The 24,542-nt window shown below is 72.5% G+C and carries 22 protein-coding genes and 1 tRNA gene; 7 read left to right on the forward strand and 16 right to left on the reverse strand.

The features are described from left to right. Positions 1-39 precede the first annotated feature (39 nt). Positions 40-1,005, reverse strand: coding sequence for an iron ABC transporter permease (locus M1P99_RS01430; RefSeq protein ID WP_304455525.1), 966 nt, complete (start codon positions 1,003-1,005; stop codon positions 40-42). A gap of 71 nt (positions 1,006-1,076) precedes the next feature. Then, complete coding sequence (locus M1P99_RS01435; RefSeq protein ID WP_304450887.1) at positions 1,077-2,108, reverse strand: iron-siderophore ABC transporter substrate-binding protein; 1,032 nt, start codon at positions 2,106-2,108, stop codon at positions 1,077-1,079. A gap of 259 nt (positions 2,109-2,367) precedes the next feature. On the opposite strand from M1P99_RS01435, the gene M1P99_RS01440 reads away from it, so the two are divergent. After that, on the forward strand, positions 2,368-3,162 hold the full coding sequence (locus tag M1P99_RS01440; protein ID WP_304450888.1) for a cyclase family protein: 795 nt from the start codon (positions 2,368-2,370) through the stop codon (positions 3,160-3,162). A gap of 64 nt (positions 3,163-3,226) precedes the next feature. On the opposite strand, the gene clpX is transcribed toward M1P99_RS01440, so the two are convergent. The 6 genes from clpX to M1P99_RS01470 form a co-directional block, all read right to left on the reverse strand. Then, entirely contained in the window at positions 3,227-4,507 is a 1,281-nt protein-coding gene (clpX, locus tag M1P99_RS01445; protein ID WP_304450889.1) for an ATP-dependent Clp protease ATP-binding subunit ClpX, read from the reverse strand. Positions 4,508-4,679: 172 nt separating this feature from the next. Further along, a complete protein-coding gene (locus tag M1P99_RS01450; protein ID WP_304450890.1) occupies positions 4,680-5,786 on the reverse strand; it encodes a TetR/AcrR family transcriptional regulator in 1,107 nt (368 codons plus the stop codon). Positions 5,787-6,181: 395 nt separating this feature from the next. Next, the gene (locus M1P99_RS01455) at positions 6,182-7,207 is read right to left on the reverse strand and encodes a zinc-binding alcohol dehydrogenase family protein (protein ID WP_369696484.1); all 1,026 of its coding nucleotides are present in this window, start codon (positions 7,205-7,207) and stop codon (positions 6,182-6,184) included. A gap of 31 nt (positions 7,208-7,238) precedes the next feature. Continuing rightward, on the reverse strand, positions 7,239-7,430 hold the full coding sequence (locus M1P99_RS01460) for a hypothetical protein (RefSeq protein WP_304450891.1): 192 nt from the start codon (positions 7,428-7,430) through the stop codon (positions 7,239-7,241). Beyond that, the gene (locus M1P99_RS01465) at positions 7,427-8,212 is read right to left on the reverse strand and encodes an alpha/beta fold hydrolase (protein ID WP_304450892.1); all 786 of its coding nucleotides are present in this window, start codon (positions 8,210-8,212) and stop codon (positions 7,427-7,429) included. Before M1P99_RS01465 ends, M1P99_RS01460 begins: the two co-directional genes overlap by 4 nt. 161 nt (positions 8,213-8,373) lie before the next feature. Further along, the gene (locus M1P99_RS01470) at positions 8,374-9,249 is read right to left on the reverse strand and encodes an LLM class flavin-dependent oxidoreductase (protein ID WP_304450893.1); all 876 of its coding nucleotides are present in this window, start codon (positions 9,247-9,249) and stop codon (positions 8,374-8,376) included. A gap of 123 nt (positions 9,250-9,372) precedes the next feature. Here M1P99_RS01470 and M1P99_RS01475 point away from each other — a divergent pair, with 123 nt between their 5' ends. Further along, entirely contained in the window at positions 9,373-11,412 is a 2,040-nt protein-coding gene (locus M1P99_RS01475) for an acyltransferase family protein (protein ID WP_304450894.1), read from the forward strand. A 208-nt stretch (positions 11,413-11,620) separates the two neighbouring features. On the opposite strand, the gene M1P99_RS01480 is transcribed toward M1P99_RS01475, so the two are convergent. From M1P99_RS01480 to M1P99_RS01495, 4 genes are read right to left on the reverse strand one after another with little or no spacing between them, the layout of a single operon-like run. Beyond that, positions 11,621-12,451 carry an energy-coupling factor transporter transmembrane protein EcfT gene (locus M1P99_RS01480; RefSeq protein ID WP_304450895.1) on the reverse strand — a complete coding sequence of 277 codons (831 nt, stop codon included), beginning with the start codon at positions 12,449-12,451 and terminating at the stop codon, positions 11,621-11,623. Then, a complete protein-coding gene (locus tag M1P99_RS01485) occupies positions 12,444-14,228 on the reverse strand; it encodes an ABC transporter ATP-binding protein (protein ID WP_304450896.1) in 1,785 nt (594 codons plus the stop codon). The genes M1P99_RS01480 and M1P99_RS01485 overlap by 8 nt, the downstream gene beginning before the upstream one ends. Beyond that, complete coding sequence (locus tag M1P99_RS01490) at positions 14,225-15,178, reverse strand: cell division protein FtsQ (protein WP_304450897.1); 954 nt, start codon at positions 15,176-15,178, stop codon at positions 14,225-14,227. The genes M1P99_RS01485 and M1P99_RS01490 overlap by 4 nt, the downstream gene beginning before the upstream one ends. A 44-nt stretch (positions 15,179-15,222) precedes the next feature. Further along, positions 15,223-16,944 (reverse strand): HAD family hydrolase, encoded by a 1,722-nt coding sequence (locus tag M1P99_RS01495; protein WP_304450898.1) that lies wholly within the window; start codon positions 16,942-16,944, stop codon positions 15,223-15,225. Between the two features lie 149 nt (positions 16,945-17,093). On the opposite strand from M1P99_RS01495, the gene M1P99_RS01500 reads away from it, so the two are divergent. From M1P99_RS01500 to M1P99_RS01515, 4 genes are all read left to right on the forward strand, one after another. Then, a complete protein-coding gene (locus tag M1P99_RS01500) occupies positions 17,094-18,176 on the forward strand; it encodes a LacI family DNA-binding transcriptional regulator (RefSeq protein WP_304450899.1) in 1,083 nt (360 codons plus the stop codon). A gap of 192 nt (positions 18,177-18,368) precedes the next feature. Further along, on the forward strand, positions 18,369-19,088 hold the full coding sequence (locus tag M1P99_RS01505; protein WP_304450900.1) for a DUF4386 domain-containing protein: 720 nt from the start codon (positions 18,369-18,371) through the stop codon (positions 19,086-19,088). A gap of 696 nt (positions 19,089-19,784) precedes the next feature. Beyond that, positions 19,785-20,348, forward strand: a complete 564-nt coding sequence (locus M1P99_RS01510) for a helix-turn-helix domain-containing protein (RefSeq protein WP_304450901.1) — start codon at positions 19,785-19,787, stop codon at positions 20,346-20,348. Next, positions 20,345-20,884: a hypothetical protein gene (locus M1P99_RS01515; protein WP_304450902.1), complete on the forward strand. Its 540-nt coding sequence runs from the start codon at positions 20,345-20,347 to the stop codon at positions 20,882-20,884. Before M1P99_RS01510 ends, M1P99_RS01515 begins: the two co-directional genes overlap by 4 nt. 98 nt (positions 20,885-20,982) lie before the next feature. Here the strand turns inward: M1P99_RS01515 and M1P99_RS01520 are convergent. The 4 genes from M1P99_RS01520 to M1P99_RS01535 form a co-directional block, all read right to left on the reverse strand. After that, positions 20,983-21,056: transfer RNA gene (locus M1P99_RS01520), tRNA-Val, on the reverse strand. Continuing rightward, positions 21,034-21,573, reverse strand: coding sequence for a peroxiredoxin (locus M1P99_RS01525; RefSeq protein WP_304450903.1), 540 nt, complete (start codon positions 21,571-21,573; stop codon positions 21,034-21,036). The genes M1P99_RS01520 and M1P99_RS01525 overlap by 23 nt, the downstream gene beginning before the upstream one ends. 127 nt (positions 21,574-21,700) lie before the next feature. Further along, a complete protein-coding gene (locus tag M1P99_RS01530; RefSeq protein WP_304450904.1) occupies positions 21,701-22,126 on the reverse strand; it encodes a DUF3052 domain-containing protein in 426 nt (141 codons plus the stop codon). A 158-nt stretch (positions 22,127-22,284) separates the two neighbouring features. Next, entirely contained in the window at positions 22,285-22,698 is a 414-nt protein-coding gene (locus M1P99_RS01535; RefSeq protein ID WP_304450905.1) for a secondary thiamine-phosphate synthase enzyme YjbQ, read from the reverse strand. 127 nt (positions 22,699-22,825) lie between these two features. Here M1P99_RS01535 and M1P99_RS01540 point away from each other — a divergent pair, with 127 nt between their 5' ends. Next, entirely contained in the window at positions 22,826-24,484 is a 1,659-nt protein-coding gene (locus M1P99_RS01540; protein WP_304450906.1) for an alkaline phosphatase D family protein, read from the forward strand. Positions 24,485-24,542: the final 58 nt, after the last annotated feature.

Genomic DNA, 24,542 nt, shown 5'->3' on the forward strand with positions numbered 1-24,542 from the left:
CTTCGGCCGCCGACGCGCGGCGGGTGGACAGGGCCGGTCTCATGTGGTCTCCCGCATGCGGCGGACGGCGTACAACAGGACGGGGGCGCCCACGAAGGCGGTGACGACCCCGACCATGAGCTCGGTGGGGCGCACGATCGTGCGCGCCACGACGTCGGCCGCCAGGAGCAGGGTCGGGCCGGCCAGGAGCGCGAAGGGCACCTGGACGCGGAAGTCCACGCCCACCAGGGCGCGCACCACGTGCGGGACGGCCAGGCCGACGAAGGCGATGGGGCCGGCGGCGGCCGTGGCGGCGGCGGCCAGCACGGTGGCGGCGATGAGTCCGCCCGAACGCACCCACGCGGGATTGGCACCGGTGGCCACGGCCGCCTCCTCGCCCAGGGCCAGGGCGTTGAGCCCGCCGGAGACGGCCAGGCCCAGGGCTGCTCCCACGACCACGACCGGCAGGACGGAGACCACCACGTCGAAGTCGCGGCCGCCGAGCGAGCCGACCACCCAGTGGCGGTAGCCGTCGAAGACCTCGGGGAAGGTCAGCCCGAGGGCCTGGACGTAGGCCGTGAGCACGGCGGAGACCACCGCTCCGGCCAGGACCAGCCGGACCATGCCGCCGTCGCCGCCCCGGCTGCCCACGGCGTGGGCGGCCAGTCCGGCCAGGACCGCGCCGGGCAGCGCCCACCACACGGTCGCCGAGACCGAGGTGGGGCCGAGCACGGCGGTGGCGGTCACCACCGCGGCGGCGGCGCCGGCGTTGACGCCCAGGAGCCCGGGATCGGCGAGGGGGTTGCGGGTCACGCCCTGCATGAGGGTGCCGGACAGCGCCAGGGCCGCCCCGGCGACGATGCCCAGGACGGTGCGGGGGTAGCGGCTCTCCACCACTGTGGCGGTGAAGCCGCCGGTGTCGCCGGTCAGGACCCGCCACACCTCCAGGGGCGTGGTGGGTCTGCTGCCCAGGACGAGGCTGAGGAGGACCGCCCCGGCCAGCGCCGCCGCACCCGCGCCGATCATGACGAGGGTGCGGGCGGGGCGGGTCCGGGGCGGTGTCGCGATGGTCTTCACGGTCACCCGGTCGGTCGGTGTCAGTCGAGCTGCTCGGCGGCCTCGTCGATGAGGGGGACGTAGCGCTCGACCACCCACGGGACGGTCAGCGGGTTGATGATGGAGGAGGCGGTGACGAAGGAGGTGTCGTCACTGGCGACCACGGAGCCGCGCTCGATGGCGGGGATGGCGGCGTACAGGTCCTGCGACTCGATCTCGGCGCGGGTCTCGGGGTCGGAGTAGAAGGTGAAGACCAGGTCGCTGTCGGCGATGGTGTCGGCGTTCTCCAGGCCGATGACGGCCGAGTCGGTGCCCTCGGTCTCGGGCAGGTCCTCCACGACGGGGTCGACGGTGAGGCCGAGCCCGCGCACCATGGCCACGCGCTGTTCGTCGGGCAGGAACACGCCGAGCGTGCCGGGGCCGTCGGTGTAGACGTAGGAGAAGGTCAGGTCGGCGAAGTGCGGGTTGGCCTCGGCGGTCTCGGCGAACCGGTCCTCGATGCCCTCGATGAGCCCGGTGGCCTCCTCGGGCTTGCCGAGCGCCTCGCCGATGATCTCGATCTGCTGGTCCCAGTCGGTGCTCCAGGGCAGGTCGGGGTAGGCGACCGTGGGGGCGATATCGGTCAGGACGTCGTACTGCTCCTGGGTGACACCCGACCAGGGGGCGAGGATGACGTCGGGTTCGAGCTCGATGATCGCCTCGAAGTCGATGTCGTCGGCTCCGGCGAACTGCGTGGGCAGCTCCTCGCCCGACTCGGTGACCGCCTCGTGGATCCAGGGAAGGTAGCCGGTGTCGTCGCTGCCCCACTCGTAGCTCTCGATGCCCACGGGCACCACGCCGAGGGCGATCGAGGTCTCGGCCGAGCCCTGGCCGAGGGTGACCACGCGCTCGGGCCGCTCGGGGATCTCGGCGGTGCCCAGGGCGCTGTCGATGCTCACCGGGAAGGCCCCGTCGGCGGTGCCGCCGCCCTCGCTCCCGGTGTCCTCCGCGCTGTCCGCGCCGCAGGCGGTCAGGCCCAGGGCCAGGAGGGTGGTCAGTCCGAGGCCGCCGACGCGGCGGAGGGTGGAGTCCATGGGTGAGCTGCTTTCTTCGTCATGAGGAGCGGCCGCGTCGTACCCGGCGGGCCGGATCCGCGCGGGGGAGGGTGGCCCCGGGGGACGCACGGACGAACCGGGAGAAGCCCGGCGAACGAAGGTTAGTCTAACCTCACTTCCAGCTCATTTCAAAAATTCTGAACCGTGACCGCCCTGGTCACCAGGACGGCGCGGCGGGATTACGGGGCCTCCCCTTCGGGGGATACGGAAGGGGAACGCCGGCGACGAAGGGGAATCCATGTGTGTGAACGGGACCGGTGAGACCGTCCGAGCGCGGACCAGTGGGACGGAGGCGAGCGCACCGCCCGCCCCTCCGGCCGGGCAGCGGCCCGTCGGCTACCGGCGGGTGGCCGACCTCAGCCACGTGGTGTCACCGTCGATGCCCACGTTCGATCCGGAGAAGCCGCGGCGGGAGGCGGTCGACCCGCCGCTCGCCGACGGGGCGTTCGGCTTCTTCCAGCAGCGCTGGACCCTCCTGGAGCACACCGGCACCCACCTGGACGCGCCGGGCCACGTGGTCGGCGGCGGACGGCTGGTCCCGGACATCCGGCCGGAGGAGCTGGTGGTCCCCGTCGCGGTGATCGACATCAGGGACCGCGCACGGCAGGACCCGGACACGGTGGTGACGGTGGACGACCTCCTCGCCCACGAACAGCGGCACGGACCCATCCCCTCGGGGGCGGCCGTGCTGATGCACTCGGGGTGGAGCCGGCACTGGGAGCGGGGCGACGAGGCCGTGCGGGGCGTCGCGGCGGACGACTCGTGGCACTTCCCGGGCTTCGGGCCGGAGGCCTGCGAGTTCCTGGTCTCCCGGCGGGCGGTCACCGGCGTGGGGGTGGACACGCTCAGCACGGACCCGGGCGCCTCGTCGGACTTCCCCGCCCACGAGGTCATCGGTCGCGCGGACCGCTGGGGACTGGAGGCGCTGACGGGCCTGGACCGGATTCCGCCGACCGGCGCGACCCTGATGGTGGGAGTCTTCCCCGGCGAGGACGCCTCAGGCGGCCCCAGCCGCGTCCTCGCCCTCTGGTGACCAGAGGGCCACTCACGCAGCCCTGTCCAGGAGGTGCGAGGCGGACCGTTGAAGCGCCCCGGACCTACGCGGAACGCCGGTCCGACTCCTCGTCCGGCGGGGTGCGCGGCACGATCGTGGGATTCACGTTGTCGATCACCGTCTCCCGCGTAATGATCACCTGACCCACATCCTCACGCGAAGGCACCTCATACATCACCGACAACAACACCTCCTCGATGATCGCCCGCAGACCACGCGCACCCGTCCCACGAATAATCCCCTGCTCAGCGATCGCCTCCAACGCATCCGACGTGAACTCCAACTCCACGCCGTCCAACTCGAACAACCGCTGATACTGCTTCACCAGAGCATTCCGCGGACGCGTCAGAATCTCCACCAGAGCCCGACGATCCAGATCATGCACACTCGTGATCACCGGCAACCGACCGATGAACTCCGGAATCATCCCGAACTTCAACAGGTCCTCCGGCATCACCTCACCGAACAACGCCGACTCCGCCGCCTCGGACTTGGGCCGCAACACCGCGTTGAACCCCATCCCCTGACGACCCGCCCGCGACTCGATCAACGCCTCCAGACCCGCGAACGCACCACCACAGATGAACAACACATTCGTCGTGTCGATCTGGATGAACTCCTGGTGCGGATGCTTACGACCACCCTGCGGCGGCACACTCGCCGTCGTCCCCTCCAGGATCTTCAACAGCGCCTGCTGCACACCCTCACCCGACACATCACGCGTGATCGAGGGATTCTCACTCTTACGCGCGACCTTGTCGACCTCATCGATGTAGATGATCCCCGTCTCGGCCTTCTTCACGTCGTAATCGGCCGCCTGGATCAACTTCAACAGGATGTTCTCCACATCCTCACCGACATACCCCGCCTCGGTCAGCGCCGTCGCGTCCGCGATCGCGAACGGAACATTCAGAATCCGCGCCAGCGTCTGCGCCAACAACGTCTTCCCCGACCCCGTCGGCCCCAACAGCAAAATGTTGGACTTGGCGATCTCCACACCCTCGTCGCCCGGACGGTCACCCTCCGAACGCACACGCTTGTAGTGGTTGTACACCGCCACCGACAGCGCCTTCTTCGCCTGGTCCTGCCCGATCACATACGAGTCCAGGAACTCATAGATCTCACGCGGCTTCGGCAGACTGTCCCACGCCAGATCGGAGGTCTCGACCGTGTCCTCTTCGTCCACGATCTCGTTGCACAATCCGACGCACTCGTCGCAGATGCAGATGTGGCCGGGGCCCGCGATCAGCCTGCGGACCTGGCGCTGGTCCTTGCCGCAGAACGAGCACTGCAGAAGTGGCCCGCTGTCACCGGTGCGTGTCACTCGAACGTTCTCCTCACACGGGCGGCGCCCGGGGCGATCGGCGTCGGGAAGGAACCCCCGTGCCAGATGTTCACATCATCCGAATGTTCAAGGTATCTCCTGTCAGGGCAGGTGACAAAGCCACACTCCGCGCCCGCAGGGTCGGACCCGTACACGTGTCCCACTTCACTCCTCACGATCTCACATCCTGCCGCGCGGCCGAAGTGGCCGCCGCGTGTCCCGCGCCGTGCCCACTCGCGCGTGCCACGACCCGGCCCGAGCACACCCGGACCGCCGCCTCGGCGGCGTCGCCCGCTTCCCGCACGCCCACGGCCGCGGCGATCTCCCCGGTCTCGTCGAGGACCAGGCGCAGGCGCGGGCGCGCGTGCACGGGGAAGGCCCGGCGCAGGCTCGCACCGAGGTCGGCCGCGCACAGCCGGGCCAGCGGCATCCGCTCGGCAGGGTCGTCGGTGACCACCACGGCCGCCACGCGCGCGTGCGCGGGGGCCGAGCGCAACGCGTCCTCGACCGCCGCCAGCCGGGACAGGCCCAGGGCCAGCACCACCCCGTCCCCGTCGAGTCCGGCCTCGGCCCCCCGGAGCACGTCCAGCGCGGGAGGCGGCGACCACGGCTCGTCGGCGGGCTCCGCCGGGACCGCGTGGTCGAGGTGGGGCAGCGGCCAGGAGTCGGCCAGGTCGAGTCCGGCCAGCCGCTCACAGGCGCGGATCACGTTGAAGGGGTCCACGAGGCCGGGCGCCACGACCGCGGTCTGCGCAGCCCCGACGAGGGTGGTCAGTACGGTCTCGGCCAGGCGGACCCGGCGCCGGCCCGGCTCCCCCGGCCCTTCGAGGGCCTCCAGCGCGAGCCCGAGCAGGACCGCGCCGAGCCGGTTGAGCTGCGTGTAGGAGCGCCGCGTGGGCTCGTCGGCCAGGACCTCGTGGGTCAGCACCGAGCCCAGTCCCGGCGGCCCGCCGAAGTCGGCGAGCGGGAAGCGCTCGGTCCAGGCGCGCGCCAGGGCGCCGAGGGCGTCGGCGACCGTGTGGACCGCGTCCGCCTCGGTGAGGCCCTCGGACCGGGCCTCGCGGTCGGCCTGTTCGGCGGCCTCCGCCAGGACGGCGAAGTACAGGGCGCGCTTGCCGGGGAAGTTGGAGTAGACGGCGCCCCGGGTGAGGTCGGCCCGGGCGGCGATGCGGTCGACCTTGGCGTCCCGGAACCCGCGCTCGGCGAACTCCTCGCCGGCGGCGGCCAGCACCCGGGCCCGGTTGCGGGCCCGCTGCTCGACCCTGTTGAGCCGGACCATCGTCCTCCCTTGTTCGGCGTCGTCCCATCCTAGGGTGGGATACGACGAACATCCGGGGGATCGCGGTATCCCCGTGTCCGGGGCATCGCGGCCCACACGCCGCAGCTGACCGACGTGCCGCCCTTCGTCCAGGTCGGCGGTTCTCCTGGCGTTTCCTGACGTTGTGCTGTCCGTCGGCTACCGGGGTCGGAGCGCCGTCCCGGCCGCCGTTCGCCCCGGGGCCTGGCCCCGGCCGGACCCGGCCGTATCGCCCCCTACCGGTTGCTCGCGCGCTTGGGCGCCGGCGGCATGGGCATCGTCTACGCCGCGGTGGAGTCCGACCGCGGCACCCGGCCCGGCCGCGCGGGCCCGGGGCCCGCGCGGCGCACCGGTGCGGTGCCCGGGCGCGGCGCGGTTCAGGAATCGTCCATGACCAGGACGGCGGCACCCTCGACCCGGTCGGCGGCCAGGTCGGCGAGCGCCCGGTCGGCGCGGGCGAAGGGGTAGGGCGTGGTGGTCACCCTCGGCGGGTGCGCGGCGACGTGGTCGAGGTAGGCGCGGGCGTCGGCGCGGGTGTTGGCGGTGACGCTGCGCAGTGACCGCTCCTGGAACAGGTGCCGCTGGTAGTCCAGCGACGGGACGTCGCTCAGGTGGATGCCCGCGATCGAGAGTGTGCCGCCCCGGTCCAGCGCCTCGAGCGCAGGGAGGACGAGGTCGCCGACAGGGGCGAACAGGATCGCCGCGTCCAGGGGCTCGGGCGGGGGCTCGGCGGCGCCGCGCGCCGAGGCGCACCCGAGGTCGAGCGCCAGCGCGCGGGCCCGCTCCGAGCGGGTCATCACGTGCACGCGCGCGCCTTGGGCGAGGGCGATCTGCGCCGTGAGGTGGGCCGAGGCACCGAAGCCGTAGATGCCGAGCACACCGTGTTCGGGCGGTTCGGCCCGGGCGAGGGCGCGGTAGCCGATGATCCCGGCGCACAGCAGGGGTGCGGCCGTCCGGTCCGGCAGCGCCTCGGGCAGCGGATGGGCGTAGCGCTCGTCCACGGTGAGGTACTCGGCGTAGCCGCCGTCGGCGTCCCATCCGGTGTAGGTCGAGGCCGGGCACAGGTTCTCGTCGCCGCGCCGGCAGTACCGGCACTCCCCGCAGGTGGAGCGCAGCCAGGCCACGCCCACGCGGGTTCCGATCGCGAAGCGCTCCGCCGCGGGTCCCGCGCCCACGACGTGGCCGACCACCTCGTGTCCGGGCACGGTGCCCGGCCGCCGGGGCGGCAGGTCGCCCTCGGCCAGGTGCAGGTCGGTGCGGCAGACCGCGCACGTCCGCACGCGGACCAGGATCTCGCGGTTCCGGGGCACCGGTACCGCGCGGCGCACGCGCACCAGCGGGCCGGAACTGATCGGTCCCGGGCGCTCGACGGCCCAGGCGTCCATCTCGGTCGGGATCGGCATACCCCGACTCCAGCACGGCCGCCCCGTGAGGTCAACGAGCGGGCACCGCCGCGTCCTGTGCGGCCGGGGCGTGGCCGGTCCCCTGATCGGCGGGCAGGTGGACGACCGGCCGGAGCCCGTCGCCGCCGGGGAGTCCGGGGTCCTCGAGGGTCAGGCGCGGCTCACCGCCGCCGGGGGCCGAGCGGCCGCGCGGACGAACCCGGACGGTGATCGCACGGTTCACCGCGCCGCCGCGGCGAAGTCCCGCACCGTCCGGTCGAAGGCGCCGGGCTGTTCGAGGTTGCACAGGTGGCCGGACTCGGGCAGGACGACCAGGCGGGCGCCGGGGATGGCTTCGGCCAGGGCCGAGCCCACGGTCCCGGGCGGGGCCCGGCGGTCGTCGCGACCGTGCACCACCAGCACGGGAACGTCGATCGGAGCGAGCCTGGGGCGCAGGTCCGCCTCGGCGACCGCGTGGGCCATGGTCCGGAAGCCCGACGGATGGAAGTCCGACATGATGCCCGTGACCTCGTCGACGACCGCGCTCGGCGCTCGCGGGGTGAGCAGCCCCGGCATCCAGGCGGGCACGAACTCCTCCGGGCGCAGCTCGGACTGGGCCAGGCAGGACGACAGGCGCTCCTGGCACTCCCGCTCGGAGAGGGACCCCGCCCATCCCGCGTAGGCGCCGACGAGGACCAGTGCGGACGGCAGGTCCGGGTGGCGGTGCTGGAACTCCAGGGCGAGGGTCCCGCCCCAGGAGAGCCCGCACACGACCGGGCCGGTGACGCCGAGTTCGGCGAGCAGTGCGGCGAGGCAGTCGGCGTACTCGGGCAGGCGCCAGTGCTCGGGGGGATCGTCCGACCGGCCGCAGCCCGGGGCGTCCCACGCGATGACCGTGAACCGGTCGCGCAGCCCCTCCATCTGGGGCCGCCAGGCACGGGCGTCCTGCAGGATCCCGTGCAGGAGGACGAGGGGCGGCCCGTCCCCGGCGGTGTCGAACGCGATCCTGAGTCCATCGACGTTCACGTGACTCACATCACCATGTTCGCACGGAGGACCCGACCGCGAAACCGGTAGGACGGGCATTCGTGCAGGTCACCTCGGGGCGAGCAGGGACGACGGGGCGTGGTCGACGAAGACGGCCGCGTCCCGCCGCATCCGGGCGGGGCCCCGGACGGCGACCGGGGTCAGCGCGGGACGAGGGGGCGCACCCGCTGTCCGACGAAGCGCACGAAGCCCTCGGGGTCGGGCTCGTCGGCGGTGGGCTGCAGGATCACGGTGTCGGCGCCCGCCTCCGCCAGCCGCCGGACGGCCGCCGCGACGGTCTCGGCGTCTCCGGCCACTCCGTGGTCCGCGGCCCGGGCGCCGCCCCAGGCATCGAGTTCGGCGGCCAGGCGGTCCCCGGCGTCCGGTCCGGTGGCCGCGTGCAGGTAGACCACGACGTCGGCGCGGTCCGCGCGGCCGGCGGCGCGTCGCCCCTCGTCGACCAGCCGGCGCGCCTCGCGGAGCCCGTCCAGGGTCGTGTCCGCGTCCAGGACGGTGCCGTCGGCGGCCTCTCCGGTCAGGCGCAGGGTCTTGGGCCCCTGCCCGCCGGCCAGCACGGGCGCGGGTGTCGCGGGCGGCCAGTCGAGCGCGACGCCGTTCAGGCGGACGTAGCGGCCCTCGGTGTCGACGCGCTCGCCGCGCAGCAGCGCGCGCAGGGCCTCCAGGTGCTCGCGCAGCAGGGTCAGGGGCGACTCCGCACGGGCGCCGACCTGGCCCATCCAGTCCTGGACGCCGTGGCCGACGGCGATGGTGGCCCGCCCCGGGAAGAGCCGGTGCAGGGTGGCGACCTCCATCGCGGTCAGCGCCACGTTGCGCAGCGGGACCGGGAGCAGGCCGATGCCCACGCGCAGGTGCTCGGACCAGGCCAGCGCCGCGGCCGCGGTGGCCACACCGCTCTCCAGGAAGCAGTCCTCCCAGAGCCAGAGTTCGTCGAGTCCGGCTCCGTCGGCGGCGCGGACCACACCGCGCAGTCGTTCCGGAGGGAGTTGGGGGCGGAAGACGGCGCCGAGGGAAGTCATGGACTCTTCCTACCGCCCCGGAACGGGCGCGCACAATTCCCTCGGAGGTCGCCGCGCGGTCATCCGGGGCGGGCACACTGGCGCCCTCCCCCGTGCTTCCCCCGTCCGAGAGCGAGTGCCCCCGTGTCCCCCACCGCCGTCCGCACCGGGACCGCGCGGCAGCCGCGCACCGCCGCCGGCACCGGCGGGTACCGGCCGGAGATCGACGGCCTGCGCGCCGTGGCCGTGCTCCTGGTGGCCGCCTACCACGTCTGGCTGGGCCGGGTCTCCGGCGGCGTCGACGTCTTCCTGGTCCTGACCGGCTTCCTCATCACCGGTTCCCTGGCGCGGGCGGCCACCGACGGGAGGATCCGCTACGGCGCGTTCCTGGCGCGGCTGGCGGCACGCCTGGTACCGACCGCCGCCGTCGTGGCCCTGGCGACCCTGGCCGCGACCTGGCTGCTGCTGCCCGAGACGCGGTGGCGCCAGGCTCCGGGGGACGCGGCCGCGGCGCTGCTGTACCACACGAACTGGCGCCTGGCGCTGGACTCGGTGGACTACCTGGCGCGGGACGGCGACGTCAGTCCGTTCCAGCACTTCTGGTCCCTGGCGGTCCAGGGGCAGTTCTACCTGGTGTGGCCCGCGCTGGTCGCGGCCGCCGTGTGGGCGGCCCGGCGGGCGGGCCGCGACCCGCGGCCCGTGCTCGTCGGTGCCCTGTCGGCCGTCCTGGTGCTCTCGCTGGCCTACTCGGTGCTGATGACCCGGGCCGACCAGCCGTGGGCCTACTTCGACACCGGTGCCCGGTTGTGGGAGTTCGCGCTGGGCGGGCTGGTGGCCCTGCTGCTGCCGGTCCTGCGGCCCGCCCGGGCGACCCGGGTGGCGCTGGGATGGGCCGGGTTGGCGGCCCTGGTCCTGTGCGGAGCGCTGCTGCGGGTCTCGTCCGTCTTCCCGGGGTACGCCGCGCTGTGGCCGACCCTGGCCGCCGTGGCCGTCGTCGTCGCCGGGACCTCCGGTTCGGCCCTGGGCGCCGACCGGTGGCTCGTCCTGCGGCCGCTGCGCTATCTGGGGTCGATCTCCTACGCGCTGTACCTGTGGCACTGGCCGGTGCTGGTGGTCTACCTGGCCGTCACCGAACGCGACCTGGCGACCCCTCTGGGAGGGGCCGCCGTGCTCGCGGTGTCGGTCCTGTCGGCGGCGGCGACCACCCCGCTGGCCGACCGCGTGGCCCGGCTGGGCCGCGGCGGGGGACGGCGGGCCGCGGTGCGCGGCGTCGCCGCGGCCCTGGCCTGCCTGCTGCCGGTCCTGGGGGCGGCCGCGGCCTGGTCGGGGCAGCAGGCCGCCGAACGCGCCCGGTGGGCGGACCTGCTCGCCGACGGGTCGAGTTACCCGGGTGCGGCAGCCGGGCCCGGGGTGCCGGAGCTGCCCGTGTATCCGCCCCTGGCCTGGGCGGCCGAGGACGCCCCCGTGACCTACGACGACGGCTGCAACCAGACGACCGCCGGCACGGAGGTGATCACGTGCGTCTACGGGTCCGACGACCCGGTGCGCACCGTGGCGCTGGTCGGCGGCTCGCACGCGGCGCACTGGTTCCCCGCCCTGGAGGAGATCGCCGACGCCCGCGGCTGGAGGCTGGTCAACATCGTCAAGGGCGCCTGCCTGTTCACCGACGCCCCGCAGAGCTACCTGGGCGAGCCGTACACGGCGTGCGCGGAGTGGAACCGCGGGGTCATGGCCGAGCTCCGGGAGCTGCGGCCGGACACGGTGTTCACCACCGGGACCACCTCCAGCCTGGACCGGTCGGCCGGGTTCGGCGAGGAGCAGGTCGTGGACGGCTACGTGGACCGGTGGCGCGAGCTCGACGACCTCGGGATCGACGTGGTCGCCGTGCGCGACACCCCGAGGTTCGGCTTCGACGTGCCCGGCTGCCTGGCCGCCTCCGGACCCGGGGAGTGCACGGTGCAACCGGAGGGGTCCCTGGCCCCGGTCTCGCCGCTGGGCGGGCTCGACCTGCCGCCGAACGTCACGGTGCTGGACCTGACCGACCTCTTCTGCGGACCGGACGTGTGCCGCCCCGTGATCGGCAACGTCCTCGTCTACTGGGACGACAGCCACATCGGTGCGACGTTCATGCGCACGCTGGCGCCGGAGCTGGAACGGCGGTGGAACCGGGCCGAGGGCCGGTGAGCACGGACGCGGGCGCACCCGCCTCCGCGACGGGAGGCCGCTGCCCTCGGTGCCCGGCGGAGGGGGCGAAGCGCCGCCCCGGCCCGAACCGGCCGGTCGCCGTCGGCCCCGGCGGCCGGGCTCCCCGCCTCGGTGTCGACGGCGGCGCTCCCTCCGGTCGGAGGGAGCGCCACATGGGCCCCGGAACGGGGCGGGGAACGGGACGCCGCTACTGGACGGCGCCGTAGAGGGGGTAGGAGTGGCCGGCCGCGAACGCGGCGGCGACGAGCAGGAGGCTGACGGCGATGAGGAGACCGTCCTCCCAGGTCGCCCTGAGGTGGGCGAGTCGGATCCGGCGGCCGTCGGTGTGCTCCGCGGCGAAGGTGAATCCCCTGGTCTCCAGGGCCTCCACCGTGGTGCGCGTCCGCTTGGCGGTGTTGAGCATCAGCGGGTAGAACGCGGCCACCACGGTGGTCGCCGTCCGCGCCACCACCCGCCACCCCAACAGGCCCTTGGAGGGCAGCGGGGCGGCACGCAGCCGGTGGCCGTCGATGACCGTGTGGAACTCCTCCATCAGGATGGGCAGCATGCGGTAGCCGTAGCTGACCCCGAAGCTGACCATGGCCGGCGCGTGCAGGCTCAGCAGCGCGTCGGAGAGCTTCTCCGGATCCAGGGAGACGAAGGCCGCCATGCTCGCCAGGCTCACGGTCGCCAGTTTCAGGGTCAGTTCCACCAGCGCCAGGACCGTGCCCAGGTCACCGCCGAACATCCACGCGGCGATCAGGACGTAGACGCTCTCCAGGACGAAGCCGATCACGAAGAGGCCGAGGACCAGCGGGCCGACCCGGCTGAGCACCACGAAGACCGCACAGACCGCGAAGAGCCCCGCCAGCACGGTGATGTTGTGGGTCAGCCAGGGCACGACCGCGAAGATCCCGTACCAGCCGATGACGACCCGGGGATCGCGCCGGGACAGCAGCCCGCCCCGGGTCGCGTATGCGGTCCGCAGCAGTTCGAGCTTGACCCACTCCACGGACAGCCTGTCGCGTTCCTTACGCACCGTCACTCCTTCCGTGACCGGACGGCACCCCTCCGGCGGCGACCGCCGGGGATGGCAGTCGTGCGAGCATCTCGGCCACCGACAAGGGCACCGGACGCAGTCCGAGCCGTGTGCCCACCTGGACCACCTGGGGCGGCACCAGGCCGACCGCGGCCATCAGCTCCTCGTCGGCGAAGAGCCCGGCGGGGTCGGTGTCGGCCGCCACGCGCCCGCCCTGGAGCACGACGACCCGGTCGGCCCACTCCGCGACCAGGTGCATGTCGTGGGTGGCCACCACCGTGCAGCGGATCCTCCCAGACAGGGCGGCCAGCATCGCGGTGACCGCGTCCCGGCTGGCCGTGTCCAGGCTGGAGGTGGGTTCGTCCAGCAGGAGCAGCGACGGCCGCATGGCCAGGCCGATCCCGAGGGTGGCACGGCGCTGCTGACCGCCGGAGAGCAGGCGGCCGTCCCGGTGGGCGAGGTCGGCCAGGCGCACGTGCTCCAGCACCTCATCCACCAGTTCGGCGGCGTCGGCCGCTCCGCGCCCGGCGGGGAACATGGCCACGTCCTCGCGCACGCTGTCCTTGAGGAACATCTGCTCCGGGCGCTGGTAGAGGTAGCAGACCCGGTCGGCCAGGGCGGCGGCGCCGGTGGTGCGGGTGTCCGTGCCGCCCACCCGCACGGTCCCCGCACGCGGTACCTTCAGTCCGGTGAGCAGCCGCAGCAGGGTGGACTTCCCCGCCCCGTTGCCGCCCACCAGGGCGACCCTGTCACCCTCGTACAGGGTCAGGTCCAACCCGTCGAGCACGAGGGACAGGTCCCCGCTCACCTCCCGGTAGCCGTGGGTCACGCCGGTGAGTTGCGCGACCGGCGGGGCGGCGGGTGCCGTGACGGGCCCCGGACCGCAGGCCGACGGATCCGGCCCCGCCCGCGGGGGCTCGGGCTCCGCCGTGGTGAGGCCGCTCCCCCGCAGGCGGTCCACGGCCTCGGTGACGGTCAGCGGCACCGGGGCCGACCGGTCCAGTGCCTGGGCGATCCGCACGACCTGCGGCGCGGGGATGCCGTGCGCGTCCAGTTCCTCCGCACGGGCCAAGGCCTCGCGGGTGGGCAGGTGCCACACGGGTGCCCCGTCCGCCATCAGCACGACGGATCGGGCGTAGCGGGCCACGTACTCGGCGTGGTGCTCGATGACCACGACCGTGGTGCCGAGCCGGGTGTTGAGGTCGGCCAGCGCGGCGTAGATGAGCTCAGCCCTGGCCGGGTCGAGTTCGGCCACCGGTTCGTCCACGACGATCACCCCGGGGCGCAGCGCCATGACACTGGCCAGGGCCACCAGGTGCTGCTGACCGCCGGAGAGCTGCCAGGTGAACCGGTCGGCCAGGTGCGCCACACCGAGCAGCTCCATGGCCTCCTCGGTGCGCTCGCGGTGGTCGGGCCGCCCGAAGTTGACGGGGGCGAAGGCCACCTCGTCGCGCACCGTGGGCCGCACGAGCTGGTTGCCGAAGTCCTGGTAGACGTAGCCGACCAGGTGGGAGAGGGCCCCCACCGTCAGGTCGCGGGTGTCCTGGCCCAGGACCGTCACCGACCCGTCGAAGGTGCCCGACCAGTAGTGCGGGACCAACCCGTTGAAGGACTTGCACAGAGTGGTCTTGCCCGAGCCGTTCCCTCCGATGACCGCCGCGAAGTCGCCGCGCTCGATCCGCAGGTCCACACCGCGCAGGCTGTCGTCGTCGGCCCCGGGGTAGCGGAACGTCAGCCCCGTCACCTCGATGGCCGGTGTGCCGTCGGGTCCGCTCATCGGGGATCACTCCCCTCGGGCGCCTTCTCGGCGGCCTCCGTGTCGGCTCCCGCGTCCTGGGCGGTGCGCTCGCGGCGCGAACGGAGCACGAACCTCGTCGCCGCGACCGACGCCACGAGCACGATCAGCGCCGCGGAGACGCCGATCCACAGGAAGCGCTGACCGTACTCGTCGACGAATCCGGGCTCCCAGACACCGAAGTTGTCCACGATCTCGGAGGTGAAGGCCGCGATCATCGAGACGAACGACAGCACGATCGCGAGCAGGGCGAAGGCGGCGGTGCCGCGTTGGGCGAGCGGGACCGGGTGCCGGGGGTCGCGCGGCGCCAGGCCCAGCAGCGGCTCGATCCTGCCGTACAGGCGGGGCGCGAGCGCCATGGCGGGCAGGGCACCGAACAGCAGGCCGCTGATGAGCAGGTCCGTGGTGAACCCGATGCCCTCCAGGAGCAGGATGGACTGGGGCAGGCCCTCCACGTACTCGGCGTCGTCGACGCCCACCCACACCTTGCCGATGTCCACCACCGCGGAGAGCATCTTGTCCACGGTCACCGTGGTCAGGGCCGCCAGCAGCAGCTGCGGCCTGCGGCGGGGGTCGCGGACCAGGCAGCCGCCGATGTAGAGGCCGAGGAACATCTGGAGGTAGCCCTCCAGCTCACCGATCCCGGAGAAGTCCCCCATCAGCAGGTCGACGAAGACGATCTCGCCGAGCGGGGCTCCGAGCGCGGCGTAGAGCGGGTTGAACAGGGCGACCATGACGACGGGGACGAACGCCAGGTAGGAGACCGACAGTTCGACGGGCCCGATGGAGATCTCGGGGAGGACCTCGGTGACGATGTTGGCGAGGCCGAACAGGGTCATCGACAGGACGAAGACCATCAGCTTCTGGCCGGAGGACAGTTCCGGGGGGCGGCGGGTGCCCAGGTTTCGGGACGGTGGCGTCGACGTGGACATGGCGGACCTCTCAGGGGTCGGGGGATACGGTCGGGGCGGGGAGTTCAGGAGTGCTGGGGCAGGCCGACGGGGACCCACAGCTCCAGCAGGTCGTCCATCTCGTCGATGACGTGGGTGGGGCGCTCGTGCTCGACACCGGTCAGGGCGGCGTCGACGCGCTCGTCACTGGCGGAACCGCCGCGCACGATGACGGTCGTGCCGATCCCTCCGCGATGGGCGGCGGCGGTGTCGCGCCAGGGCTTGTCGCCGACGAACCAGCTGTGCGCGGGATCCGCGTCCAGCGCGGTGAGCGCCGAGGCGACGGTGGCGGGGTCGGGCTTGCGGCGGCCCAGCTCGTCGGAGTACACGTGCGCCCCGACGAGGTGGTCGACGCCGAAGCGGTCGAGCTCCTCGCGTACGGCCCGTCCGCAGACGGTGTTGGACACGATGGCCACCGGGATCGCGTTGTCCTCGCAGAAGCGCAGAACCTCGGGCACGCCCCGGCGCATGCGGGCGTGGCTCTTGGCACGGGCGTACTCGACCATGAGCTGCGCGGACTCGGCGTACAGGAAGTCCCTGACCCGCGGGGAGAGGTCGCGCCCGACGAACTCGCACCAGAACCGGCGGGGCGAGGTCTCCGGAACCGCGGCGTCCTCGGGGTGCTCGCCCTTCCACGCGCGGTAGCGGTCGCGTCCGGTGAGGACCGCCTCCAACACGGTGTCGGGTGTGAGTTCGTGCCCGGCCCGGCGCAGGCGGGCGGCGAGCCGTTCGGCGAAGGCGCGTTGGGCGTCGGGTGTGGGGGTGGAGTCCGCGATGACCCCGCCCTGGTCGAGCAGGAGCGCGGCGGGGAGCCGCGGGGCCTCGGAGCCGATGGTCCGGACCGCGCGCGGCCCGGATCCGGCGGCGCGGGGTCGCGCGCCCCCGGTGGCGCCCTCCTGCCCGTCCGGTTCGGGTGCTCCGGCCTGCTCCGCCGGGACGGCACCGACCGCCGGGAGGCTCTCGCGCAGGGGCGCGACCAGTCCTTCGGGGGTGTCGTAGACGGCGTCGGCCCTCACCCGCACGGGGTAGGGCGGGGTGTCGGTGTGGTGGTGGCGGGTGAGCAGGACCGCGGCCACCCCGGCCCGACGCCCGGCGACCACGTCGCGGTCCTGAGTGTCGCCCACGTACCAGCAGCGCTCGGGGTCGGTACCCAGGGCCCGTGCGGCCAGGGCGATCATCTCGGGGTGCGGCTTGCGGATGCCGACCTCGTCGGAGTACACCTGCACGCCGAAGTGGTCCTCGAGCCCGGCCTCCCGCAGGAGCGTGCGGTGGGAGCGGCCGGAGTGGGCGTTGGAGACCATGCCCACCCGCACTCCCAGCTCGTCGGCGGTGGCCAGCAGCTCGCGCACGCCGGGGCGCACCTCGTGCTCGGACAGCAGTGTCGACATCCGGGCGAGCAGTTCCGAGGCGCTGCCCGCCAACACCTCGCGGACCGGGGCGTCCAGGTCCGAGGCCAGGAAGTCCGTCCAGATGGTGCGGTGGTCGAGTTCGACCGGTGTGAGACGGCGCCCAGCGGCGTTCTTCCAGTCCTTGAGTGCCGCGAGCCCGGCGTTGAGCGAAACGAGGAGGGTGTCGGCGCCCACGGTGTGTCCGGCGCGGGCGAGGACCGTTTCCAGGTGGCGGGCGACGTCGGCGCGGCCCTCCGGGCGTTTGCGCGTCTGGAAGACCACGCCGCCGAAGTCCAGCAGCAGGGCTTCGGGGCGGTGGCGTAGTGCGGAGACGGCCGTGTCCAAGGGTTCCCCTGTCATCGGTGGAGGTCGGTGTCAGGTCTGACGCTAGACACGGGGTCCGGACGCCGGGGGACAGTGGGGTGACCTGCGGGCAAACGAGCTTGGAACGTTCCAACATCGGGACCGTTCGTCCCGGAGACCCCTCCCGGGCACGGCACAATGACGGGGTGAGCACACAACGGACGGGCCGCGCATCCGGGACCGGGCGGCGGGACAGGCGACCGACGATCGTGGACGTCGCGGCGGAGGCGGGGGTGTCCAAGTCCCTGGTGTCCCTGGCACTGCGCGGCGACGACAGGGTCGGCGCATCGGCGCGGGAGCGCATCCTGACGGCCGCCGAACGCCTGGGCTACCGCTCCAACACACTCGCCCGCAGCCTCGTGCAGGGCCGCACCATGATCCTGGGCGTCCTGCTCACCGACCTGGCCAACCCGTATCACACGGAGGTCGTGGCGGGAGTGGAGGAGTCCGCCGACGCGGAGGGCTTCACCGTGCTGATGGCCCACGGGCAGCGGGACCGGCGCAGGCTGGGACGGCAGCTGGAATCCCTGCTCCAGCTCAACGTGGACGGTGTGGTGGTGATCAGCTCCTGGCTGGACCCGGCCGCGCTGACCGAGGCCGCCAAGCGCGCACCCGTGGTGATGGTGGGGCGCCCCACCACCTTCTCCCCCGGGGTGGACACCGTCGCCAACGACGACGAGGCCGGCGCCCGGGCCGCCGTCCTGCACCTGGCGGAGCTGGGCCACGAGCGCGTCGCCCACCTGGCCGGCACCGGGCGCCCGGCCTCGCGCGCACGGGATGAGGGCTACCGCGCCACCATGCGCGAACTCGGCCTGGGAGGCCGGACGGTGGTGCGCCCGATCGGCGACGACCCCCAGCAGCGCGCGCGGGCGGCGGCGGAGCTGCTGGAATCGGCCCGGCCGAGCGCGGTCCTGGCCGTCAACGACCTGGCCGCCCTGGCGCTGCTGGACCAGGCCCACGCCTCGGGGGTGCCCGTCCCGGAGGAGCTGTCCGTGGTCGGCTACGACAACACCGCCCTCGCCGAGACCGTGCGGCCCCGCCTGACCAGCGTGGACCAGCCCCGACTGGTGATGGGGCGGCTCGCCGTGCGCCTGCTGCTGGAGCGGATGGGCGGGCGCACCGGGGACCGCCACGAGGTCCTGGCACCGCGCCTGGTCGTGCGAGCGTCCACGGGCCCCGCGGCCTCCGGCCCGGACGGCACGGAGGGGCGCCGCACGCGGACCCGCTGATCCCCGGCGGGACCGCACAGGTCGTGCCGCCCCGAGCCAGGGCCCCGATGTAGAGAATCATTGACATGGAGTCATGCTTGTTTTACATTCCCTGGTATGTCAAAGATGCTTTACATCGCGCGCCGCGGCGGCACACCGCCGCACACCCGGATCCGCTTCGCGTCACAGACATCCAGAGGACGGTGACGAGCGATGGCCCCCTCGGTCCGCACCGCCCGGCTCACCGGGCTGGCCTACCTGGGCCTGGCCCTGACCGCGGTCATCGGCTCCCTGGTGCTCCGCCCCGGCCTCTACGTGGCCGGAGACCCCTCCGCCACCCTCGCCAACCTCCTGGCCCATCAGGCGACCGCCCGGGGCGTCGTCGCCCTGGAGATCGGCGTCTCCCTCACCCAGGCACTCGTCGCGGTGCTGTTCTACCGGCTCTTCCGCTCCGTGGACGGCTTCGCCGCCGGAGCCGTAGCGGCCTTCGGCCTGGTCAACGCGACCATGATCCTCGTCAGCGCCGGCCTCCTGGGCACCGCGAACGCCGTCGCCTTCGACGCGGCGGGAGGAGCCGCCGCCACCGTGCAGCTCATGTACGTCATGAGCGAGCACATGTGGGCCGTGGCGGCGTTGTTCTTCGGCCTGTGGCTCCTGCCGATGGGCTGGCTCGCCCACCGCTCCCGGTGGATGCCCCGGCCGCTCGGCTGGTTCGTGATGGCGGGCGGAGCCGGCTACGTGCTCAACTCCTTCGCCGGCCACCTCGCGCCGGACGCCACCGCGGTGACGAACGTCCTCCTGGTCCCGGCGGCGATCGGCGAACTGTGGATGATCGCCTACCTGCTGGTCCGGGGCGTGCGCCCGGGCACGGCTCCCCCGGAGCGGGTCGACATGGCCTCCCCCACCCCGGAGAACCGCTCCCACAAGCCCTGACGGGCACCTGTTCGCACAGGGCAAGAACCGGGGATCGAGTGGCCCCTGGGCGAGCCGACTGCAACCTGGGGGGGGCGAAGCCCCACACCGGGCGCCTGGGGCCGCCCCCGAAGAAACGACGGAACGACCCGGCGAGCGCGGTCACGCGCGAGCAGGGTCGTTCCGGAGTGGGGTGGGCGCGGGGCAAGCCAACTACAACCCTGCATGGCTCGCCGCCAAGCTCGAAGCCGTCCTTCGTGAGCTGCCCACAGCGACAACGCCCCTCCCCGAGCCCAGGAAGCCCGCGAAGAAGCCGGGCACCGCGAAGCGACTCAAGCCCCGGGAGATCGACGAGCTGATCGCCGCCTACCAGTCGAACGTCTGCGAGCCAGGAGAACGCTTCGGTACCACCCGGCAGACGGTGAGCGCCATCCTCCCGCCCTCTCCTCACAGATGCGCGTGCCGACGTCCGCTGGGTTGGTGTCCTGCCGCCTTCGGCGGCTCATTCATCCCGGCCAGCGGGCCGCCAGCACTCGAGGGCCGCCCGGCATCGGCCAAGTACCACGATGACCGGCAAGGACGCAGCCGCGCGAAAGTTGCTCTCCTCCAGGGGACGTGACCGCTCTTGGCCTGTACCTAAGCGCGAGACCTCTACCGATCCTTGTACACCGACGCCGTCAGGAGGTTACACTTATTACAGTTGATGAGGAGGATGACATGGCCGCAACACTGAACAGAGTGGTGGAGGAGATCGCTCCGCCAGCTTCGGAAGAGCAGAGAGAAGCCGCTCGAACAGCCGTCAGCGAGATCCTCAGCGACACGGCACGGGTGATGCTGAGACTGCCTGGCGGAGTGGAGTACCGACTCGACAGAGACGAGCTGCGGGCCCTTCTGGCGATCGCCCTTGCCAGGGCGAACGGCCAGCGCGTCTCCGTCATCAGCCACGATGTGATGCTCAGCCCACAGCAGGCGGCCGAACTACTGGGTGTGTCCCGGCCCATGGTGTACCGCTTCATTGAGCGCGGCGATCTGCCCGCAACACGTGTGGGCACGCACTGGCGGCTGCAGACGGCGGACGTGCTCGCGCTGGCGGAGCGTCGAACGCGACTCGCCGACAGTGTTGACACCGGGCTCGACCACGTTGCTCAGTCGATGGCCTCCTCCGACCAGGGAACCTCAGCCAGTGATGGGGCGAAGGAGAGCTGGCGTGCAGCCACTGCCGAGCAGAAAGAAGCCTCTCTGGAACGGGTACGTCGCAGGACGAGGAGCCGGAGTAGGTGAACGATGGAGGCTCCCTGCTCGGTGTCGTACTGGACGCCAACGTCTATATCGACGCTGTGAGTGGCAACAACCTGGAGGTCCTCGGGGACCCGCTGGGGTTCGACGGCATACCGTCACTTCCTCCCCGGCGGGTGCACCCAAGCCTGCACGTCCTTGGAGTCATCCGTGACGGAGGGGTCCTGGGACGGGGGTATGCCTTGGAAGTCAGTGAGCACATCCTTGCCATGGTCGACCACAAGCTGATCGACACGGGGTGGGCGGAATCGGATGCGGACACCTATATCGATCTCATCTGCGACCTGGCTGAGCTGTCCGGAGGTGGCTACTACAGCGACGTCCCGCGGACGCAGCATGACTGCGAGGACCCCGAGGACAATCTCATCCTCGATGTGGCCGCCTTCGCCGATGCATCTCTGATCGTCAGCAACGACAGCGACCTGCTCGTCCTGGGGCGCCCGAAGGGGTGGAAGGGGCGAGGCATCATCTCTCCCGCCGACTTCACCAAGCGAGCAGAAGCCGCGATGCGTTACAGGTGAGACCGTCACGCCGGAGCAATCCCGCGTTCCCCCAGAAGAAACGACGGAACGACCCGGCGAGCGCGGTCACGCGCGAGCAGGGTCGTTCCGGAGTGGGGTGGGCGCGAAGGGACTCGAACCCCTGACCTATTGCTTGTAAGGCAATTGCTCTAACCAGCTGAGCTACGCGCCCCTGCGTCGCGGATGATCATACCGTCTCGCGGCGGTCGGCGCGTCCCGGTTTCCTCCGCCAGGGCACGGGACCGGGCGAGGTACGCGCGCACGTCGCGCGGCTCGGCCGCGCCGGTGAGCACGCTCCAGCGCACGGTCCCCTCGGGGCCGACCAGGAAGGTGCCGCGGCGGGCGACGCCGCGGTCGGCGTCGAAGACCCCGTAGTCCTGCGCCACACGTCCGTGCGGCCAGAAGTCCGACAGCAGCCGGAAGGGGAAGTCCTCGGCGTCGGACCAGGTCCGCAGCGAGAACACCGAGTCCACCGACACCGCCAGGACCGTGGTGCCCAGGGCGGCGAACTCCGCGTGGTGCCGTCGCAGATCGGCCAGTTCGCCCGCGCAGACCCCGGAGAAGGCCAGCGGGTAGAAGACGAGCAGCACCGGGCCGCCGCGCAGCTCCGAGAGGACGGCGGGGCTTCCGTGCTGGTCGCGCAGCGAGAAGTCGGGCGCGGTGGCGCCCTCGGGGATCGGGTGGGTCATCCTCGGTCCGTGTTCGTCGGGGCAGGCCGTTGACGGCGGCCGTCGTTCGACGGACGCCCCTCAGCGCCGCGCGTCCCGTGGTCGGACGCGCGGCACCGGATGCCTCACCCTGTGCGGGTGGTGCCCGTCACCGCTTGGGAACGACCAGGCGCGTACCCGACCACTCCGATCCAATGCTCACAGCGCTGGTCTGCGACAGACCCGACGTGTTGGCCGCCTCGGCGACGTCGTTGGGGGACACGTGCAGCTCACGTCCCGCCTTCGGGGTCAGCACCAGGATGGTGCCCCCGTCGGCGATGAGCGTCACGGTGTCCATCAGCGCGTCGGCCAGGTCCTCCTCCTCGTCCGACCGCCACCACAGCAGTGCCGCATCGACGTCACCGTCGAAATCCTCGTCGACCAGCGCCTCGCCCGTGAGTTCGGCGATGGATGCGCGCAGTCCCTCGTCGACGTCATCGTCGAAACCGAATTCCTGCACCACCTGACCCGGCTTGAATCCGAGTCGGTCAGCCAAGCCGCGTTCGCTTTGTGCCTGGCCCGCGGTCGCGCTCACGAAAGTTCTCCTCCACAGATGGTTTTTCTCAATCTTGCCTGCACGAAGCAGTTGTCACAACGATGCCGGGTCCTCGCGGTCCCCGTCGCTCGTGTTCTTCACCATCGCTGATGGCCTAGTTCACACGCTACTGGCATGTGCCGTCAACGCGCTGCCGATCATGCCGACGACAGGTACGACAGCCGTACCCTGCGCTCGGGGTTGTCCACGTTCAGATCGACCACGGCGATGGACTGCCATGTTCCCAGTTCGAGCCTTCCGCCCAGGACGGGAACGGTGGTCTGCGGGGCGACGAAGGCCGGCATCACGTGCGACCGGCCGTGTCCCCTGGATCCGTGCTGGTGGCGCCAGCGGTCGTCCGCCGGCAGCAGGTCGTCCAGGGAGGCGAGCAGGTCGTCGTCCGACCCCGCCCCGAGTTCGATGATCGCCACGCCCGCGGTCGCGTGCGGGACGAACACGTTGAGGAGACCGTCTCCTCCTCCGGACTCGGAGACGAAGTCGCCGCACTCCCGCGTGATGTCGGTGATGCTCTCCGATCCGCCGGTGTGCAGCTCAAGGATCTGTGTCCGCATAGCGACACCTTCGCGCAGCCGGAGCGCTCGTGCAACCATGCTGGCCCGCGATCGGATGGCGGAGTGCGCCCGCAGGGTCCATACTCGACCCCGACAGCCGTGAACCCGGACGAAAGGAGGGGAAACGGTGACCGTGTCGTTACGTTTGGGCCCCCTGCTCCGTCACGTGGGTGAGACCGCCGCGACGGTGTGGGTGGAGACGGACGCCCCCTGCCACGTGCGGATCCGCGTCGACGGGGACGTCACCGCGTCGGCCGGGACCTTCACCGTCCACGGCCACCACTACGCCGTGTGCGAAATCGAGGGCCTGCCGCCCGGCGCGGCCCTCCCCTACGAGGTCTACCTCGACGACGACCGGGTCTGGCCAGAGCCCCACAGCGCCTTCCCTCCCAGCGTCGTGCGCACGGTCGACCCCCAGGCGCCCACACGCCTGCTCTACGGCTCCTGCCGCACGCCCACCGGCGACGCGCCCGAGGGCGTCGTCCGGTACGGCCCCGACATGCTCCGCGCGACCGCGCGCCGCCTGGTCGACGATTCGGTCGACGGCAACCTGCTGCTCCTGCTCATCGGCGACCAGGTCTACGCCGACGAGATCCAGGAGCCCATGCGCGCCTTCCTCTCCCAGAGCAGGAGCGCGCTCCCCGACGACGGCGCGCCCGCCGACGAGGTCGTCCACTACGACGAGTACGCCGAGCTGTACCGGCAGGCCTGGAGCGACCCCCAGGTGCGCTGGCTGCTGTCCACCGTGCCCACGCTGATGGTGTTCGACGACCACGACGTGCGCGACGACTGGAACACCTCGGCCGCCTGGCGCGGCGCCATGGACTCCCGGCCGTGGTGGCGGGCCCGGGTGACCAACGGCCTGGGCGCCTACTGGGTCTATCAGCACGTGGGCAATCTCTCCCCCGCCGAACGCGACAAGGACCCGCTCTGGGCCCGCGTGCGGGAAGCGCGCGGCGACGCCGCCGAGGCGGTCGACGACCTGGCCCGGCGCGCCCACGACGACCCCTCCTCCTACCGCTGGAGCCACCGGCACGACGTGGGGCCGGTTCGGATCCTCATGGCCGACACCCGCTGTGCCCGTGCCCTGGGCGAGGACGCGCTCGAGGACGGCTCACGCTCGATCCTGGGGCCCGAGGGGCACGCATGGCTCGACGAGCAGCTCGCGGGCGGACCCGACCACGTGGTCGTGGCCTCGACGGTGCCCGTCCTGCTGCCCCCGGCCGTGCAGTACCTGGAGGCCTGGAACGAGGCCGTGTGCGCGGGGGCCTGGGGACGGGCCGCCCGGGGCCCGGCCGAGCGGCTGCGCCAGGCGCTCGACCTGGAGCACTGGGGCGCCTTCCAGTACTCGCTGCGCCGCCTGGCCACGGGCGTCGGGGAGCTCGCCCGGGGCGAACGCGGTCCGACTCCCGCCACCGTGCTGCTGCTCAGCGGCGACGTCCACTTCTCCTACCTCGCGCGGGCCAGGGGCCTGGGCGGGCCGGAGGGCGCCGCCCGGGTCACCCAGCTGGTGTCCTCACCGCTGTGCAACCAGCTTCCGGTCAACCTGCGGCGTCTGGCACGGCTGTCCATCAGCTGGCCGTTCCGTCTGGCGGGACGGGTGCTGACGCGGATGACCGGCGTCCCGGGGAGCGGCCTGCGCTGGAGCCTGGAGGGACCGCCCTACTTCGGCAACACCATCGGCGAGGTGTCCTTCGAGGGGCGCTCGGCCGAGGCGCTCTGGTACCACCACCCCGACGGGGGCCCGGACGCCCTGCCCAGGGTGCAGAGCCGGACCCCGGTCTGAACCGCCGGTCCGGACCGCACACGCCGCGCAGGCCCGGACGCCGCGTGCGGGCCCCCGA

It is taken from the genome of Nocardiopsis sp. YSL2 (genome assembly GCF_030555055.1).
Classification (GTDB): Bacteria; Actinomycetota; Actinomycetes; order Streptosporangiales; family Streptosporangiaceae; genus Nocardiopsis.